Genomic DNA, 17,862 nt, shown 5'->3' with positions numbered 1-17,862 from the left:
TGAACCAATTGTCCGGGAGTGGATAACGATGCCGCATTATGTGCCCGTCATGTTGAATTTGGAAGGCCGCCGCTGCGTGATCGTCGGCGGGGGTACTGTTGCCGCGCGCAAAGCGGCCGCTTTGGCGGAGGCCGGGGCGGCCGTCACGGTGATTAGCCCCAGCGTGAAGGCCTGGCTTGAGGATGGCGTTCGGGAAGGGAGCATTGATTGGTTGGCGCGCGAGTATCGGGAAGGGGACCTGAAAGGGGCGTTCCTCGTGTTTGCGGCCACCGATTCCCGGCAGGTGAACGCTGGGATCGTGAAGGAGGCGGAAACGCTGGGGATTCCAGTGAACGATACCGCCGACGGAGCGCGGGGAAGTTTCATCACCCCCAGCGTCGTCCGCCGCGGAAAGCTGGTGATCGGGGTGTCTACCTCCGGAGCGGGGCCTGCGGCGGCCCGGGAATTATGCCGCGAGATCGACCGGCGTTTTGGCGATACATATGAACGGTATGTCGAATTTCTAAGCTTGGCCCGGACTCGGGTCAAGGAGCAGGTGGAAGATAAAGAGCAGCGCAAACGGCTGTTGGCCAGGCTGGGAGAGCTGGATATTTTGCCGTCGATCCGGCAAGGCGGCTTCACGCCGTGGAGCGAAGCGGAGATCGCGGCCTGGATCGAAGAAGAACAACGGAGGTATAGGGAATGACGAAGCGTACGATTGTGGTAGGAACAAGGCAAAGCCAGCTGGCTTTGAAGCAAACGGCACAGGTGATCGACGATTTGAAGGAACTATGCCGGGCGCACGGAATTCCTTTTGAGTTCGAGATCAAAAAAATCGTCACCAAAGGCGACCGGATCCTCGATGTGACCTTGTCCAAAATCGGCGGCAAGGGGTTGTTCGTCAAGGAAATCGAACAGGCGATGCTGGACGGGGAAATCGATATGGCGGTTCACAGCATGAAGGATATGCCGTCCGTGCTTCCGGAAGGGTTGATCAACGGGGGCGTACCGCTGCGGAAGGACCCGCGGGACGCGCTCATTTCCCGCAGCGGCCTTGATTTGAACGAGCTGCCGCAGGGCGCGCGCGTCGGCACGAGCAGCTTGCGCCGCTCCAGCCAACTGCTGTCCTGCCGGCCGGATCTTGTGCTGGAGCCGGTTCGGGGAAATATCGATTCCCGCCTGCGCAAGCTTGAGGAGGAAGGGTTCGACGCGATTATTTTGGCGGCGGCGGGCCTGCAGCGGATGGGCTGGGAGGACCGGATCACGGCTTACCTGTCCGCGGATGTCTGTTTGCCGGCGGTCGGCCAAGGCGCGCTCGGGATCGAATGCCGGGAGAACGATGCCGAGCTGCGGGAGCTGTTATCTTTGTATAACGACCCGGATACCGCGCTTACCGTGGCGGCGGAGCGCCGTTTTCTCGCCATGCTGAACGGCGGCTGCCAGGTGCCGATCGGCGCATACGCGACTTTGGAGCGGGCGGGCGGACAAGCGCCGGAAGAAGGCGGCGCGAGCGGCGGTGAGGCGGGCTCCGCCCACGCTTCGCGGATCAGGCTGACCGGCATGGTTGGCTCGCCGGACGGCCGGGTCATTTTGAAGGAGAGCGCCGTAGGGAAAGATCCGGTGGCCTTGGGCGAGCAAATTGCCGAGCTGCTGCTGGCCCAAGGGGCGGACGCGTTACTAAAGGAAGCCAAGGAGTGAATGGACATGGCGGGGAGAGTATATTTGGTTGGTGCCGGCCCGGGGGATGCGCGGTTGATTACGCTAAAGGGGCTGGATTGCATCGAAAAGGGCGATGTCATCGTATATGACCGTCTGGCCAATCCAAGCCTTTTGAGAAAAGCAAAGCCGGGAGCCGAGAAAATTTACGTCGGCAAACGCACCGACCGGCATACGATGAAGCAGGAGGACATCAGCCGGCTGCTGGTCGATTTGGCTCTGGCGGGAAAAACCGTGGTGCGCCTTAAGGGCGGAGACCCGACCATATTCGGCCGGGGAGGCGAGGAGGCCGAACTGCTGCGCAAGCACGGGATTCCGTACGAAATCGTGCCGGGCATCACCGCGGCGATATCCGTTCCAGCATATGCCGGCATCCCGGTTACCCACCGCGATCTGGCTTCCTCCGTATCGATCATCACCGGCCACGAAAGTCCTGATAAGCTGGATTTGTCCATCAACTGGGAAAAGGTGACGAATGCCACGGGCACGCTTGTGTTTATGATGGGCGTGGCGAATATCGGCTATATCAGCAAACAGCTGATCGCTTACGGGCGTCCGCCGGAAACGCCAGTAGCACTGGTGCGTTGGGGAACCCGGGCGGAGCAGGAGACGCTGACCGGGACGCTGGCCGACATCGAGCACAAGGTGCTTGACGCCGGCTTCAAGCCGCCGGCCGTGATCGTCGTCGGCGAGGTGGTGAACCAGCGCGAGCAGCTCTTGTGGGCGGAGTCCATGCCCTTGTTCGGCAAGCGCATTTTGGTGACGCGCTCCCGTACCCAGGCGAGCGATCTCGTTCGCGGCATCGAGGAGTTGGGCGGCGAGCCGTACGAGTTCCCGGTCATCGAGATCTCGATGCCGAGAGGCGCGGCGCTGGAACGGACGGACGAGGCGCTAAGCCGCCTGGAGACGTACGACTGGGCGTTTTTCACCAGTGTCAACGGCGTCGACTATTTCTTCAAGCACCTGGAGAGACTGGGAAAAGACATTCGTGCGCTGCATAAGGCGCGTATTGCTGCCGTAGGGCCGGTCACGCTGGCGGCGCTGCGCGAGCGCGGCATCGCTGCCGAGGAGTTGCCGGGCCGGTTTCAGGCCGAAGGCCTGTTGGAAGCGTACGGCCCGGAGCTTGTGCCCGGCCAAAGCGTGCTGCTGCCGCGTGGGGATCTTGCCCGGGCGTGGCTGCCGGAGGCGTTGCGCGATCAAGGGCTGGCCGTCACCGAGGCGGTCATGTATGAGACGGTCCCGGCCGGCGAAAAGGACGAAGAGCTGCTCAAACTGCTGGAGAAGGGCCGTATACATGCCGTGACTTTCACCAGCTCCTCGACGGTGACCCATCTTTTGGCCGCGCTGTCGGGCATGGGCGTAGCCGATCCGGTGGCGGCGCTGCGGGGCGCGGAGATCGCCTGCATCGGGCCGGTCACCGCGCACACGGCGGAGGAAGCGGGGCTGCGCGTGTCAATCCTGGCCAAGGAGGCGACGATCCCCAGCCTGATCGAGGCCCTTTGCGATTGGAAAGAGCGGGGCGCCTCGGTCTAGCGGCCGGCACGAAGCGACCGGCCGGTCATGATGGCGGAGGATCGGGGAACATGTGGTAATCGTCAGTAAGGTGGATGATCAGGAAGCGTGCGGTTAACGGTTAGTAGACGATTCTGGAAATAACGTTAGCAAGATGGCAAGTGAAGACTTGAGAAAACGGCAAAATTAGTCTATTGAAGATTTCGGGTAACAACATAAAGGAAAAAAAGGGCGCTATTTCAGCGATATCCCCCATGTTGCGTGAAATAGAGGAATTTTATGGCGCTATTTTTACGATTTAGTAGCGAAAGGCCGCCTTTCGACCTGCTCATCGAAGAATAAGACCCAAAAGTTCCCCTATGGTGATGAATAGGCTTAAATTCGGAAAATAAGACCCTAAAGTTCCTCTATTTTATGGGGACGATACTGAGCACAAGTGATCCATGGCCCCTGTCCGTAGATAAGCCATATTATTTCCGGATCATTCTACTAGTAAGGTGGATGATCAGGGAGCATGTGAAAACAGCCAGTCCAGCCAGTCCGGTGATTGATCGGGCTGTATGCGCTCGATGGCTGGTGCAACGGCAGATCGGACCTAAAAGTTCAGGTTTTCGAGCCAGAACTGGGTTTGCCGGAAATCTAACGGTTGTAACAGCTGCTATTTTACGAAAAAAGCTCTTTTCTAAATTCTAACGGTTGTGAGCGACGTTATTTGCCTTAATCTGGGCCAAAATAGCCGGTTTTAAGTGAAATAAGCACTATGGCAACCGTTAGAGTTTGAAATCAACGTTTCTGGAACAAATAGCGTTTGTGGCAACCGTTAGAATCGTTTTGTGGAGCGCTCCAGTTCTTAAGATTCCGCAGAAAAAAGGCGCTCCGGTCCGGGCTAGGTTCAAAGACCGGCCGATTCTTTTGTTCAAATACAGCTTTTAATGCACTGACGGGATAGGCTCCCGTTTTAATACAGGAGGTTAATGTGATGAACTATCCATTTGTAAGACATCGCCGTTTGCGGCAATCGGCGGCCATTCGCGGGATGGTGCGCGAGACGGTGCTGACGGTGGACGATTTTATTCAGCCGATTTTCGTGACGTACGGCAGCGGCGTGAAAAACGAGATTCCTTCCATGCCCGGCGTGTTTCATTTCTCGCTGGATACGCTGGAGGAAGAAGTCAAGGAGATCGTTGATCTGGGCATTCCGGCGGTGCTGCTGTTCGGCATTCCGGAAACGAAGGACGCCGTGGGTACTTCCGCCTTTGTCGATAACGGCATCGTGCAGGAGGCTACGCGGGTGATTAAAAAACGTTACCCGGATCTGCTCGTCGTCGCCGATACCTGTCTTTGCGAATTTACCGATCACGGCCATTGCGGGATGGTGCACACCTACGAACGGGACGGTCATGTATGCGGGGACGTGCTGAACGACGAGTCGCTGGAACTGCTCGTGAAAACGGCGGTTTCGCAAGCAAAGGCGGGCGCGGACATCATCGCCCCGTCCAATATGATGGACGGATTCGTGCAGGCGATCCGTACGGGACTCGATGAAGCGGGCTTCACCCATGTGCCGATCATGTCGTATTCCGTCAAATACGCTTCGGCTTTTTACGGGCCGTTCCGGGAAGCGGCCGATTCCGCGCCGCAGTTCGGCGACCGCAAATCGTATCAAATGGATCCGGCCAATGCGCGGGAAGCGCTGCGCGAGGCGGAATCGGACGTGCTGGAAGGCGCGGACATGCTGATGGTCAAACCGGCGTTGGCGTTTATGGACGTGTTGCGCATGCTGCGGGATCAATTTGATCTGCCGTTGGTGGCCTACAACGTCAGCGGCGAATATTCGATGGTGAAAGCGGCCGCGCAAAAAGGCTGGATCGACGAACGCGCGATCGTCACGGAGACGCTGCTCGGGATGAAACGGGCCGGCGCGGACATCATTATCACTTATTTTGCCAAAGATATGGCGCGGTGGTTGCGGGAGAAACGTTAACCGGATGTATTTTCGGATGGATGAATGGTTAGGAAGATAAGATCCATAGGAGGGGATTCGGTATGAATCACACGATCGGACGGCGGGGCGAGGAACGGTCCCGGAAGGCTTTTGAAGAGGCGAAAAAGGTGCTGCCCGGCGGCGTCAACAGCCCGGTGCGGGCATTTAAATCAGTTGGCTTGACGCCGATGTACATCGACCACGGGATCGGTTCCCGCGTGTACGATATCGATGGGAACAGCTTTATCGACTATGTGGGGTCCTGGGGCCCGCTGATTATGGGGCACGCGCACCCGGAGGTCGTTAAAGCGCTGCAGGAGACGGCGGCGAAAGGGACGAGCTTCGGGGCGCCTACATTGCTGGAAACGGAGATGGCCAAGCTGGTCGCGGAACGCGTGCCTTCGATCGACGTCGTGCGCATGGTCAATTCGGGCACGGAAGCGACGATGAGCGCGATCCGGCTGGCCCGCGGCTATACCGGACGCAGCAGAATCATGAAATTCGAAGGCTCCTACCACGGCCATGCCGACAGCCTGCTGATCAAGGCGGGGTCCGGCGTGGCGACGCTTGGTTTGCCGGACAGTCCCGGCGTGCCGGAAGGCGTGGCCGCGAACACGATTGCGGTGCCGTATAACGACCTGGAATCGGTGAAGCTGGCTTTCGAGCGTTTCGGCGAAGAAATCGCCGGGGTGATCGTGGAGCCGGTTGCCGGCAACATGGGCGTCGTACCGCCGCAGCCCGGCTTCCTGGAAGGGCTGCGTAAAATCACGGCGCAGTACGGCAGCCTGCTGATTTTTGACGAGGTCATGACGGGCTTCCGCGTCCATATGAACTGCGCCCAGGGGCGGTTTGGCATCACGCCGGATTTGACCTGCCTCGGCAAGGTGATCGGCGGCGGCCTGCCGGTCGGCGCCTACGGCGGCAAACGCGAAATCATGGAGCAAATCGCCCCGACGGGTCCGATTTATCAGGCCGGCACGCTGAGCGGCAACCCGCTGGCGATGGCCGCCGGTTACACAACGCTGTCGCTGCTGACGCCGGAGGTGTACGAGCGGCTGGAGCGGCTTTCCGCCAAGCTGGCGGACGGATTTGAGCGAAACGCCAAAGAGCGCGGCATTCCGTGCACAATCAATCGCGTGGGCTCGATGGTCTGCCCGTTTTTCACGGACCGGCAAGTGGTTAACTACGAAACGGCCAAAAGCAGCGACCTCGATCTGTTCCGCCGTTATTTCACCGCGCTGGTGGAGGAAGGGATCAATGTGGCGCCTTCGCAGTTTGAAGGCATGTTCGTATCCGGCGTGCATACCGACGAGGATATCGAGCGGACGATCGAAGCGCACCGCCGCGCGCTGCAAAAGCTGTGAGCGCGCGGATTTCCGCTGTGCGCCGGGGCGAGTGGCTGGAGCTGATGCCCGGCAAACTGCCGCCGGCCGAAGGGCAGGACCGGCTTGCCGCCGCCCTCGCCTGGCTTGAGGGGAGCTACAGCGCTCCCCCCAAGCTGCTGCGGCGGCTGCACGCCGAAGGCGGCGTCAAGCTGGCCGGGGATCGGCTGCGCTTGCGGGTGTTTCCGCCGAGGGAGTCCGGATTCGCTCCGATAGAAGCGGAAGCGGAGCAGCTTGCGATTTTGTATGAGGACGATTTTAGCCTAGTTGTACATAAGCCGGCCGGGGTCAAAGTCCATCCGGACGGCAGCGGAGCTGGTGCGGCTGCGAAACCGGGGGCCCCGCAGGCCACATTAGCCAATATGGTCGCGGCGCTGTACGCCGGCCGCGGAGAAGCGGTGGCAGCCGCGCATATCCACCGCCTGGACGATTTCACGTCCGGGCCGGTGCTGTTCGCCAAAAACGAATACGCCCAGCTCAAACTGGACGAGGCGATGAGCCGCAAGGTGATCGGGCGGACGTATATCGCTTTCGTCCACGGCATCGTCAGCCCCGAGCTACAGGTGATCGATCAGCCGATCGGCCGGGACCGCCACCACAATCAGCGGCGCCGGGTTTCCCCAACCGGCAAGCCGGCGCTGACCCGGGTGGAGCTCGTCGAGGTGTACCCGCCTCATGACGCCAGTCTGGTCCGGCTTACGCTGGAGACGGGACGAACGCATCAAATCCGCGTTCACCTCAGCGCCGCGGGACATCCGCTTATCGGCGATACGCTGTACGGAGGAAGCGCGGCGCACTTGCCGCACCAGGCGCTGCACGGGGAACGCCTGGCCTTTCCCGATCCGCTCACGGGAGAGACCGTGGCCGTTGAAGATCCCTGGCCCGATGCGCTGCAAAAGCTGCGTGCGAAGCTTCGCTAGCCGCAGCTTTTTTTATTGACAAGCAAAAGTGTTTGATTTAAACTTACTAAGTAATCATTAAGTGAAATGAAGTGGTGAAACAAATGGAGAAACTCAATTTACGGCAGCAAAAAGGTCTGGAAACAAAAAACAGATTAATCGATTCCGCTTTAAAAGTTTTTTCCGCAAAAGGCTTCGATGCAAGCACGACGAAGGATATCGCCAAGGAAGCGGGAACTACGGACGGATTGATTTATCACTATTTCAAATCGAAGGAAGAGCTGCTGTGGGCTGTCGTCGACAAGCATTCGCTGATACCGTCCCTTAGAGACGCCGCCGATCAGACGGATCCCGATGTGCCGCTCGAATCGCTGCTGACGAAATACTTCGGACAACTCCTGCACAGGCTGAATGAGAAGACCGACCTGATCGTAATGTTCTTCGGAGAGGCCCAGCGCAAACCGCAAATCCGGGAATATCTTGTCAGCCTGATTGAAGAGGGGCTCAAACCGCTGTATTTTCTGTTAAAAGACCGTACCGCCTTGAATGAAGAAGAACTGCGTTTGGCGGTAAGAAACATCCAAACGGCTATGGTCATGTATTTCCTGCTGTATGACCGGTTTACCCGGAACGAAGAGACAAGAGAGAGTTATATTCATACGACTGTCCAGCAGTTTTTAAAGATCTTGGGTTAATTTTTTTAACTATATTATTGAGTGAGTACTTAGTAAGTAAAATGGAGAGGATGAGCTTTTGTGAGTGTTGTTGCATTGAATCATGTCGAAATGTCCTATCCCCGAAAAAATCGGGAGCGTTTCTACGCCCTGGAGCAGTTATCCATTGAAGTTAATCAGGGTGAAGTTTTCTGCTTGCTCGGTCCGAACGGTTCCGGCAAGACGACGACCATTAATCTCATCAATGGACTCTCCCGGCCGACCCGGGGGGACGTCCGAGTGTTTGGGCTCGATCCCGCCAAAGAGATGCGGACCGTCCGCCGCAAACTGTCCGTCGTCCCCCAGGAGACTGCACTGTACAATGATCTGACGGCCAAAGAAAATCTGCTGTTTCACGCGCAGTACTATGGGATCGAAAAACGGATGTGGACCTCGCAAATCGGCAAGCTGCTGGAATTGGTCGGCCTGAGCGAAAGGCAGAATGACCGTGTGGGAACGTATTCGGGGGGGATGCAGCGGCGGCTCGCGTTAGCCCGGGCCCTTCTGACCTCGCCCGATCTGATTTTGCTTGATGAGCCCACCTTAGGCGTTGACGTTCAGTCGCGGAATTCGATATGGACCCGCATCCGGGAGTTGACCGGGGAAGGCAAAACCGTATTTTTGACAACCAATTACATGGAGGAAGCGGACTCGCTGGCTGACCGGATCGTCATTATCGATCGGGGAAGCGTCGTGGCTTCCGGTTCACCGCAGCAGTTGAAAGAGAGGATTACCGATAACGCCATGGCATTGATTTTCGAACGGGAAAATGATGCCCGGACTGCTTTTGCGCGGCTGGGTGGAGAATGCTCTCCAGTGCTCGAAGCGAATAAGGTGCTGGTCAAAGTCGCCGATAAAAAGACCGCTTTGCGCATGTTGAAATCGTTTGACGCCGAAAACGACGGGCTCATCAGCTTCGAGTGGAAGGAACCGACATTAAACGACGTCTTTCTGCATTTTACCGGACGCCAATTAAGGAACTGATCGGAGGGCAAAGCCATGTTGAAAGGAATCAAGGTGATCGTTTGGAAGGATCTCAAAATTACCCGGAGGAATCCTTCGTTGATGGTACTTAGCATTATCGTGCCCGTTGTATTCGTTTTTCTTTATTCGTTGATCACTCAAGTGTCCGCCACCAATCCAGTCGTGATCGCAAGGGAATCGGAAGGGGAGTTCAGCGACCGGTTTGTGGGGATTCTGACGGACATGAGTTCGGTCGACGGCCCCTACTTTATTGTCCAAACGACCGACCCGAACGAAGCTTTCCGGCGGTATGAAAACGGGGAAGCGGAAGCGCTGATCGAGATCCCGGCGGCTTTTGACCAAGATCTCAAGCAGCGAACCTCGGCTCCGGAAGTTAAACTCTATGTTCATAATATCAACTCGGATGCCACCAAAAATTTTCAAATCCGCTTGTCGCACGCCATCTATCTGTTTCAACAGGCAACGGCCCCGGATCATAACATCGAGATCGTCCAGCAATATGCGAAGTTTCCCCGGGACGTGTCGATGAAACTGTACATTTCCATCGGCCTGCTCATGTTCGCCATAACGTATACATCCATGGTCAATACCGGAATGCTCATTGCGCGGGAATGGGAGGAACGGACGAGCAAGGAAATCGTGCTTACCTCCATCGGCTTTCTTCCTTTTGTATTGGGAAAATGGGTTACCGCCTTTTTGCAGACGCTCATCAGCGTCGTGTTCGTATTGGGGATTATGAGTGTTACGCTGTCTTTTCCGATTACCCGAATGGCCCCCATTTTGTGGTTTTGGATTGCCCTTTTGTTCCTGTTCGGCGGTGCGGTCGGCAGTATGCTCGGGGTGTGGCTGCGTAAGTCGATGCCGGTCATTACTCTGTCCGCCGTGATTGGAATTTTTCTCTATTTGGTTTGCGGCAATGAATCCTCCATTCGCGGGTTCGCTTACGGGGGACCGGTCGAATGGCTGTGGCGATTATCGAGCCGGATTCCGGTTTCCGATGTGGTGGAAAATATGCGGAGCACCTTTCTTGCCTCCGCGGCAGCATACGAGTTTAAGGGTTTGCTCCTCATGCTCGCGTTCACGGCGCTGTTCGTTTTCATGTCGGTGTTCCGGTTAAAGAGAAACTTGTCTTATTCCCAAGGACAGTAGGAGAGGCGGCTTAGAAAAATGAAAACTTCTCTATATGCGGCAGTCGGAATGTATGTGCGTAATTTGAAGATTTTAAGCAGGCAAAAACAGCTAATCATCGCTCCTATACTACTGCCGCTGATTTTAATGTTCCTAACGGCGGTTATTATGGGAGCGGGGGGTGATCAGTGGCCTGTAGGGGTAGTTGATGAGGCAAATAACGCGCAATCGAAGTCCCTTGTGCGGAGCATCGAGCAAAGTCATTCCAATATAACGAATTATTATAATGTGGTGGAGAGGGATTTGCAGAAAGCGAGAGCCAAAGTCAAAGAAGGACGTCTGCAACTATTGATACGGATCCCTTCCGACTACGCGGATTCCAAAAACGTATATATTGAGACGTTTAACATCAATAGCGATATGATGAAAAATGTAAGGCTGCGGTTGGAGCACAGTATTTTGAATGAGTTGGCTTTAAACGGCGATCTCCGGGTAGTGCCGAAACTGATCACGGAAAAACCGCATGATGTTTGGAGAGTATCTTACATCGCCGGAAGCTGTCTGCTGCTTTCTCTCTTTATGGGGGCGACGATAACGGCGGCCAATCTGCACGCTTTTGAAAATGAGAACAGAACGAAGAAGGAAATCCTTCTGACCCCGCAGCCGTTATGGTTGGCCGGTCTGGGGAATGTAGCTGCGGCCGTAACCACCGCCGTCGTCTGTTCGGTCCCCTCCTTGTTGCTTGCGGTTTTCGTCTTTAAAATGAAAATTTACACATTGCCGCTGCTCCAGGTTTATCTGATGATGATTCCGGTGATGATCGCCTGCGCTTGCGCCGGGTTATGGTTGGCTCATGTTTTGAAAAATTACCGGGTGCTGCAACCGGCCGTCATCGTGTTGTCGATCGCAAGCTTTTTCGGAACCGGAGGATTTATCGGCGTCACCGTGCTTCCGGAAGCATCCCAAACGTTTGCCCGGTACTGGATCGTCTCGCGGGTGTTTCAATGGTTTAATCCCGTGCTTCATAACTTCAGGGCAGGATTCATGGCGGAACAGGTGATTAGTATGACGGCCGCAGCCGCAATCGGGCTGGCCTTGATTCCCGCACTTTATAGGTTAACGGACAAAAGGAGTTTTTCGGGCGGTCAGTGAAACCGAGGATAGCAAAAAGCTGGCATGCACTCTTTTTCGGGGGCATATAGATAAAACGAGGATGATTTGGATCATGACAAATGGATGCTAAATCATGTTTGGATATGCTGAAAGGAGGTAGCGTTTTGGCTGATCAATCCTATGGTCTTCGTTTTGATATTTACGAGCGCGTTCATTTATCGGAAGATGTGATCGGCATTGAAGAGCTGGAGGAAATTGAACTTTACCCGAAAATTCAGGTCATTCCCGGGGAGGAATATGCTTCATTAAGAGGTCATTTGCTTCTGGCCGGTTTGTATCGGGGGGAAGGGGAGACCCGCAGCCTGGAGCATTGGATCCCCGTAGAAATTACGATCCCGCTCAGCCGGGTGAACCGGCTGGAGGATATCACGGTGGAAATTGAAAATTTCGACGTGGATCTGCTCAGCGCGCGCAGCTTGAACATTACCGGCGTTTTGTCGCTCCAGGGGGTGGAAACATCTTCTCTGGCGGTGGAGGCCGACAGCTGGAAGGATCGGGAATTTACAACCGCCCACGTCGTTCCGGCCATTCGTGACGAGGAAGAGACGGGCGGTCTCTCCTTTGCGGAACAGGAAGAAGTCCATGCCGTACCCGAGCTCCCGAAACTTACGGAATGGCAGGCGTTTCCGGAAGAAGTGCTGAAAGAGCAGCGGGGTGCGGACGAGCCGGAGGCTGAGCCGACCTCTCTATGGTTGGAGGAAGAGAACGAGGCGCCGCCTGCCGGGCCATGGACGGACAAGGAATACGCCCTTCCGGCCCAAAGCTTGCCGCCGCAATCGGAGTTTGAGCAGTTCAATGACGTATGGTTCAAAGAGGTAATGTCCCCTTTTGCCGAGCCGGAAGCTGCTGAACGTTTGAGTGAACCGGTGAAACCTGAAGCCGCCCCCGCTCAAGCCGCCGAAAAAGAACCGCTGCAATTCGCAGCCCAGGACAACGAACTGGCTAACGTAACGGCAAGCGAGGCGGAATCGCAAGAACCTGCCGTTCCTTCATTTTCCGAAGCTGTAGAGGAAAAAGCAGCGGGCGGGCCGAATAAAGCCGCCGCCGAGGCGGCCAAGGAGCCGGAAAACCCGGCGCACGCCGAAGCGGAAGAGAAAAAAGAACTGAAGATCGCGCTTGGCAGCAAAAAAGGCACCGAAGAAAAAGAAAGCGAGTCTTTTGGCCTCAAGAAACTGATTTCTTCGCGGCCTCAGCACGATCTGCCAACGCAAGCGGAGTTTTCCGGAGCGGACCCCGAGGCGGCGGAGGCAGGCGATGACGAGGAGCTCCTGTGGAAAAATCTTTTTATTCAAGGCAGCGAGGAACAAACCCCGTTCCGCAAGGTCAAGCTGGTGATCGTGCAGCGGGAAGAAACGCTGGATGACATCGCTGAGCGTTATCATTTGAGCTCCCGCGAGCTGCAGCTTTACAATCGCCTGTCCGAAAACCATTTGGCGGAAGGGCAGATTTTGTATATTCCGTAGGCGCTTAATCCATGATGGACGGCTGAATATTGACTCCCGCAGGTTTCCAAGTTATGATAATATAGATTCAAGCAAAATGATTGTTGTCATCGACTTGGAATGGGAAGAGTAGGGCAGTGAACCCTTCAGAGAGCGGAGTTGGAACGCTGAAAGATTCCGCAGGATTTTAGCTGGCCGAAGTCGCCCGGGAGTCGTTCGTTTGAGCGGAGATAGCCGTTAGAACGGACCGGTAGCAGCCGTTATCTGCTTGAGTGTCGCGGTTTTTTAACTTTTTTGCCGGATCAATGACGGCCGGCAAAGGAAGGCTGGATACTGCGAAACAAAGGTGGTACCGCGAAAGTAAAGCCTTTCGTCCTTTGAGACGAAAGGCTTTTTTTGTTTTTGCGGCGGGTGTCCCGAGGGAGGTACGGCCCGCTGCAAAGGAAAGCGCCCGGGGATAATCGCGGTTTGGTTTATGCGCGCGGATTATCTTTGGCAAGTGAAGGCGATGCTTATTTGTAACGGAGGTTGAATGGTATGACGGAAAACCAAGGTCAACAAAGTCAAACGGAAATGCCAACGACGTACGACCCCAAATCGGCCGAACAGAAGTGGTACCGTTATTGGATGGAGGGGGGCTTTTTCAAAGCCGGGCAGCGTCCGGACGCGCAGCCGTTCACGATCGTGATCCCGCCGCCAAACGTGACCGGCATGCTGCATATCGGCCATGCGCTCGATTTTACGCTGCAGGATATTTTGATCCGGACGAAACGGATGCAGGGGTATGACGCATTATGGGTGCCGGGATCGGACCATGCGGGGATCGCCACGCAAACGAAAGTGGAGCAAAAATTGCGTGAGCAAGGCGTCAGCCGTTACGATCTGGGGCGCGAGAAGTTCCTGGAACGCGTCTGGGAATGGAAGGATCAATATGCCGCCACGATCCACGAGCAATGGGCGAAAATGGGCTTTTCGCTTGACTATTCGCGCGAGCGTTTTACGCTGGACGAGGGGCTTTCCCAAGCGGTTCGCGAGGTGTTCGTGAAGCTGTACGAAAAAGGCTTGATTTACCGCGGCAAATATATTATCAACTGGGATCCGGCCGCGCGCACCGCGCTGTCCGATATCGAGGTTGAATATAAAGAAGTGGGCGGCCACCTGTATCATCTGCAGTATCCGCTCAGCGACGGCAGCGGATTTATCACCGTGGCGACGACGCGTCCGGAGACGATGCTCGGCGATACGGCCGTGGCGGTTCATCCGGAGGACGAACGGTACCGGCATTTGGTCGGCAAAACGCTGCGCCTTCCGATCGTCGGCCGGGAAATCCCGATTATCGCAGATGAATATGTCGAAAAAGAGTTCGGCAGCGGCGCGGTGAAAATTACCCCGGCGCACGATCCGAACGACTTCGAGGTGGGCCTGCGCCATAACCTGCCGCAAATCAACGTCATGGACGAAAGCGGCACGATGAATGGGGAAGCCGGCAAATACCAAGGGCTGGACCGCAGCGAATGCCGCAAGCAAATCGTCAAGGATTTGCAGGAGCTTGGCGTTCTCATCAAAATCGAAGACCACGTGCATCAGGTCGGACACAGCGAACGGACGGGCGCAGTGGTTGAGCCGTATTTGTCGACCCAGTGGTTCGTGAAAATGAAACCTCTCGCGGAAGCGGCCATCGCGGCGCAAAAATCCGGGAAAGGCGTCAACTTCGTACCGGACCGCTTCGAAAAAACTTATTTGCACTGGATCGAAAACGTACGCGACTGGTGTATTTCCCGCCAGCTGTGGTGGGGGCACCGGATTCCGGCCTGGTACTGCGAGGCGACCGGCGAAATGGTTGTGGCCCGCAGCGAAGAGGAAGCGCGCGCCAAACTTGGACGCGACGATCTGAAGCAGGACGAGGACGTGCTCGATACGTGGTTCAGCTCGGCTTTGTGGCCGTTTTCGACATTGGGCTGGCCGGACGAATCCAGTGCGGACCTGAGGCGTTATTTCCCGACCGACGTGCTTGTGACCGGATACGACATCATCTATTTCTGGGTAGCGCGGATGATTTTCACGTCACTCGAATTCAAAGGCGAAATACCGTTTAAAGATGTGCTGATGCACGGGCTCGTGCGCGACAGCGAAGGGCGGAAAATGTCCAAATCGCTGGGCAACGGCGTCGATCCGCTCGAAGTGATCGAGAAATACGGCACGGACGCGATGCGCTACATGATTTCGACGAGCAGTACGCCGGGGCAAGACCTGCGTTTCCGCTGGGAACGCGTCGAACAGGCGCGCAATTTCGCGAACAAAATCTGGAACGCCTCCCGGTTCGCTTTGATGAATCTGGACGGGGTGACTTACGACGATATCGATATCAGCGGAGAGTTGTCGACGGCCGATCGCTGGATTTTGCACCGTTTCAATGAAACGGCCAAAGAGATCACCCGCCTGATCGACGCTTACGAGTTTGGGGAAACCGGGCGCCTGCTGTACAATTTTATTTGGGACGATCTTTGCGACTGGTACATCGAATTCGCCAAGCTGTCCCTCTATGGGGAAGATGCCGCGGCCAAGCGGAAAACACAGTCGGTACTGGCCTTCGTGCTGGACCGTACGCTGCGGATGATCCATCCGTTCATGCCGTTTATTTCCGAGGAAATATGGCAGCATTTGCCGCATCAAGGCGACACGATTACGCTGGCCGCATGGCCTGAATACGACCCGGCTCTGGAAGCTCCGGACGCCGTTCAGGAAATGAATCTGCTGATCGACATCATTCGCGCCGTGCGCAATATCCGCGCCGAAGTGAACGTGCCGATGAGCAAAAAAATCGAGCTCGTGGTTAAGCCGGGCAGTTCCGAAACGCTCGAAGTGATCGCCCGCAACGAACATTATATCCGCCGGTTCTGCAACACTTCGGAATACGAAGCGTCCTTGACCACGGCCGTTCCCGACAAGGCGATGACCGCCGTTGTGACCGGAGCCGAGCTGTATTTGCCGCTGTCCGGGCTGATCGACATCCAGCAGGAAATCGAGCGTTTGAACAAAGAGCTTGATCACCTGAACAAGGAAGTGGAACGGGTGGAGAAGAAGCTCGCCAACGAAGGGTTCGTGTCCAAAGCGCCGGCAAAAGTCATCGAGGAGGAGCGCGCCAAGATGGCCGATTATGCCGAAAAACAGGGCAAAGTGCTGGCCCGGATCGAGGAACTTAAGGGCTAGGCAATATAAGTTGAACTAAAGAAATGTGGAAGTTAGGCAAGAGGGTTCAATATTCTAAATGAATGTACACTTTAGAATATTGAACCTAGGTGAAATGATTCTGAAGAAACTAAAAGCTTTCTGGAAGAAAGCTGCATCGGAAGCATATGCTTGGTCGCCTTTGTGAGCGGATTTCTACAGCATCTGAATTTAGTTCAATTAGAGAAATCTGCGAACAACAGCGATCGTAAGAACATTTCACACGGCTGCCCTGATCCGTACAATCAATAGTTCGTTCAGCTTATAGCAAATTAATTCAAAATGAAGGTGAAGACCATGGGGGATCTTACAGACGAGGATATACGGCCGCTTGCGCTGGACAGCTATGAAGAAGCGGTCAACTGGATAAACGGGCTGATTCCGTTCGGAATCCGCCCGGGACTGGAACGCATCGAGCTGATGATGGAGCGTTTGGGAAATCCCGAGCGGAGGCTGAAATTTATACATGTCGCCGGGACGAACGGCAAAGGTTCGTCCTGCGCTTTTCTGACCCGGACCCTGCGCGAATGCGGATACCATGTCGGAACGTTTACGTCTCCTTATATCACGAAATTTACGAACCGTTTCCAATACGACGAAGCGGATATTCCCGAAGAGACGCTCCTTGAGCTCGCGCGCCGGGTGTTGCCGCTCGTGCGGGAAATTGCCGAAACCGAGCTCGGTTCGCCGACGATGTTTGAGGTTAGCACGGCCATTGCAATCCTTTATTTCGCCGAGGTCTGTTATCCCGATGTTGTGGTATGGGAGACCGGCCTAGGGGGAAGGATGGATGTTACCAATATCGTCACGCCGATCGTTTCGCTGATTACGAATATCGGTTATGATCATATGGACGTGCTTGGCGATACCATCGAGCTGATCGCCCGCGAGAAAGCGGGCATCATCAAACCCGGGGTTCCAATCGTGAGCTGCGTGGAGCAGCCGGAAGCGATTGCGGTGCTAAAGGAAACGGCTGAGGCCAAGCGGGCGAATCTTTATTTGCTCGGTGAGCAGTTTAGGTTTGAACGCCTGGAGGTTGGCAGCAAAGCGCAGACTCTGCGGTTTCAAGGTCCTTTTCGCGAACTGGACCTCGCCATCGGCATGCAGGGGCAGCATCAATGCCAAAATGCGGCCGGAGTGATGATGGTTCTCGAAGTGCTGCGGCAGTATATGGCCTTCATTTTGGAAGATGAACCGCTGCTGGACGGCTTCCGCTCCGCCTTCTGGGCAGGACGTCTTGAACTCGTGAAGGAGGAGCCGCGCATCGTGCTGGACGGAGCCCATAACCCGGAAGGCGCGGCGGCGCTGGCAAAAAGCCTTCCGGAAGTTTACCGTTACCGCAAGCTGCATATGATGATGGGGATGTTAGCCAACAAGCATCATCTCGGCTACTTCAAGCATATATTACCAATAGTGGATACGCTTATTCTGACCGAGCCCGATTTTCGCCGAAAAATGGATGCCGACGCGTTAAGTGAGCTCGTGACCGAACTTAAGGGATCGGAAGCGAAAGCGGAGTTGAAAATCATCGTAGAACGTGACTGGAAAAAGGCCCTTTCGCTTTTGGAGTCACGGACGGAACGGGAGGATCTTGGGGTAGTGACGGGCACGTTGTATTTAATTTCGGACGTGCGGGCGGCCCTTTTGCATCAAACCGATTCTGAAAAAGGCTGGTGACCATTTTGTTAAATACTACGGAACAACATGTACATTTTATCGGCA

The 17,862-nt window shown here is 55.6% G+C and carries 13 protein-coding genes and 1 other annotated feature; all 13 genes read left to right on the top strand.

Annotated features, from left to right (window positions below; genetic code table 11):
* Positions 1–28 precede the first annotated feature (28 nt).
* The 13 genes from EHV15_RS00195 (at position 29) to EHV15_RS00135 (ending at position 17,817) form a co-directional block, all read left to right on the top strand.
* The gene (locus EHV15_RS00195) at positions 29–685 is read left to right on the top strand and encodes a precorrin-2 dehydrogenase/sirohydrochlorin ferrochelatase family protein (protein ID WP_128629503.1); all 657 of its coding nucleotides are present in this window, start codon (positions 29–31) and stop codon (positions 683–685) included.
* Positions 682–1,677 (top strand): hydroxymethylbilane synthase, encoded by a 996-nt coding sequence (gene hemC / locus EHV15_RS00190; protein WP_128629502.1) that lies wholly within the window; start codon positions 682–684, stop codon positions 1,675–1,677. Before EHV15_RS00195 ends, hemC begins: the two co-directional genes overlap by 4 nt.
* Before the next feature lie 6 nt (positions 1,678–1,683).
* Positions 1,684–3,228 (top strand): uroporphyrinogen-III C-methyltransferase, encoded by a 1,545-nt coding sequence (cobA, locus tag EHV15_RS00185; protein WP_128629501.1) that lies wholly within the window; start codon positions 1,684–1,686, stop codon positions 3,226–3,228.
* A gap of 958 nt (positions 3,229–4,186) precedes the next feature.
* A complete protein-coding gene (gene hemB / locus EHV15_RS00180) occupies positions 4,187–5,191 on the top strand; it encodes a porphobilinogen synthase (protein ID WP_128629500.1) in 1,005 nt (334 codons plus the stop codon).
* A gap of 62 nt (positions 5,192–5,253) precedes the next feature.
* Positions 5,254–6,555 carry a glutamate-1-semialdehyde 2,1-aminomutase gene (gene hemL / locus EHV15_RS00175; protein ID WP_128629499.1) on the top strand — a complete coding sequence of 434 codons (1,302 nt, stop codon included), beginning with the start codon at positions 5,254–5,256 and terminating at the stop codon, positions 6,553–6,555.
* A complete protein-coding gene (locus EHV15_RS00170; RefSeq protein ID WP_128629498.1) occupies positions 6,552–7,493 on the top strand; it encodes an RluA family pseudouridine synthase in 942 nt (313 codons plus the stop codon). The genes hemL and EHV15_RS00170 overlap by 4 nt, the downstream gene beginning before the upstream one ends.
* A gap of 83 nt (positions 7,494–7,576) precedes the next feature.
* Positions 7,577–8,167, top strand: a complete 591-nt coding sequence (locus tag EHV15_RS00165; protein WP_128629497.1) for a TetR/AcrR family transcriptional regulator — start codon at positions 7,577–7,579, stop codon at positions 8,165–8,167.
* Between the two features lie 60 nt (positions 8,168–8,227).
* Positions 8,228–9,169 carry an ATP-binding cassette domain-containing protein gene (locus EHV15_RS00160; RefSeq protein ID WP_218571208.1) on the top strand — a complete coding sequence of 314 codons (942 nt, stop codon included), beginning with the start codon at positions 8,228–8,230 and terminating at the stop codon, positions 9,167–9,169.
* Positions 9,170–9,184: 15 nt separating this feature from the next.
* Entirely contained in the window at positions 9,185–10,318 is a 1,134-nt protein-coding gene (locus EHV15_RS00155; protein WP_128629496.1) for an ABC transporter permease, read from the top strand.
* Between the two features lie 18 nt (positions 10,319–10,336).
* A complete protein-coding gene (locus tag EHV15_RS00150) occupies positions 10,337–11,449 on the top strand; it encodes an ABC transporter permease (RefSeq protein ID WP_128629495.1) in 1,113 nt (370 codons plus the stop codon).
* 125 nt (positions 11,450–11,574) lie between these two features.
* Positions 11,575–12,933 (top strand): LysM peptidoglycan-binding domain-containing protein, encoded by a 1,359-nt coding sequence (locus tag EHV15_RS00145; RefSeq protein ID WP_128629494.1) that lies wholly within the window; start codon positions 11,575–11,577, stop codon positions 12,931–12,933.
* 86 nt (positions 12,934–13,019) lie between these two features.
* Positions 13,020–13,293: a binding site (T-box leader), on the top strand.
* Positions 13,294–13,449: 156 nt separating this feature from the next.
* On the top strand, positions 13,450–16,122 hold the full coding sequence (locus EHV15_RS00140; protein WP_128629493.1) for a valine--tRNA ligase: 2,673 nt from the start codon (positions 13,450–13,452) through the stop codon (positions 16,120–16,122).
* 315 nt (positions 16,123–16,437) lie between these two features.
* Positions 16,438–17,817, top strand: coding sequence for a bifunctional folylpolyglutamate synthase/dihydrofolate synthase (locus EHV15_RS00135; RefSeq protein WP_128629492.1), 1,380 nt, complete (start codon positions 16,438–16,440; stop codon positions 17,815–17,817).
* The last annotated feature ends 45 nt before the right edge of the window (positions 17,818–17,862 follow it).

The sequence above is a fragment of the Paenibacillus oralis genome (genome assembly GCF_003863965.1).
GTDB classification, from domain to species: domain Bacteria; phylum Bacillota; class Bacilli; order Paenibacillales; family Paenibacillaceae; genus Fontibacillus; species Fontibacillus oralis.
Note: the sequence above shows the minus strand (reverse complement) of the source record. Positions and strands in the feature narration are given on the sequence as shown.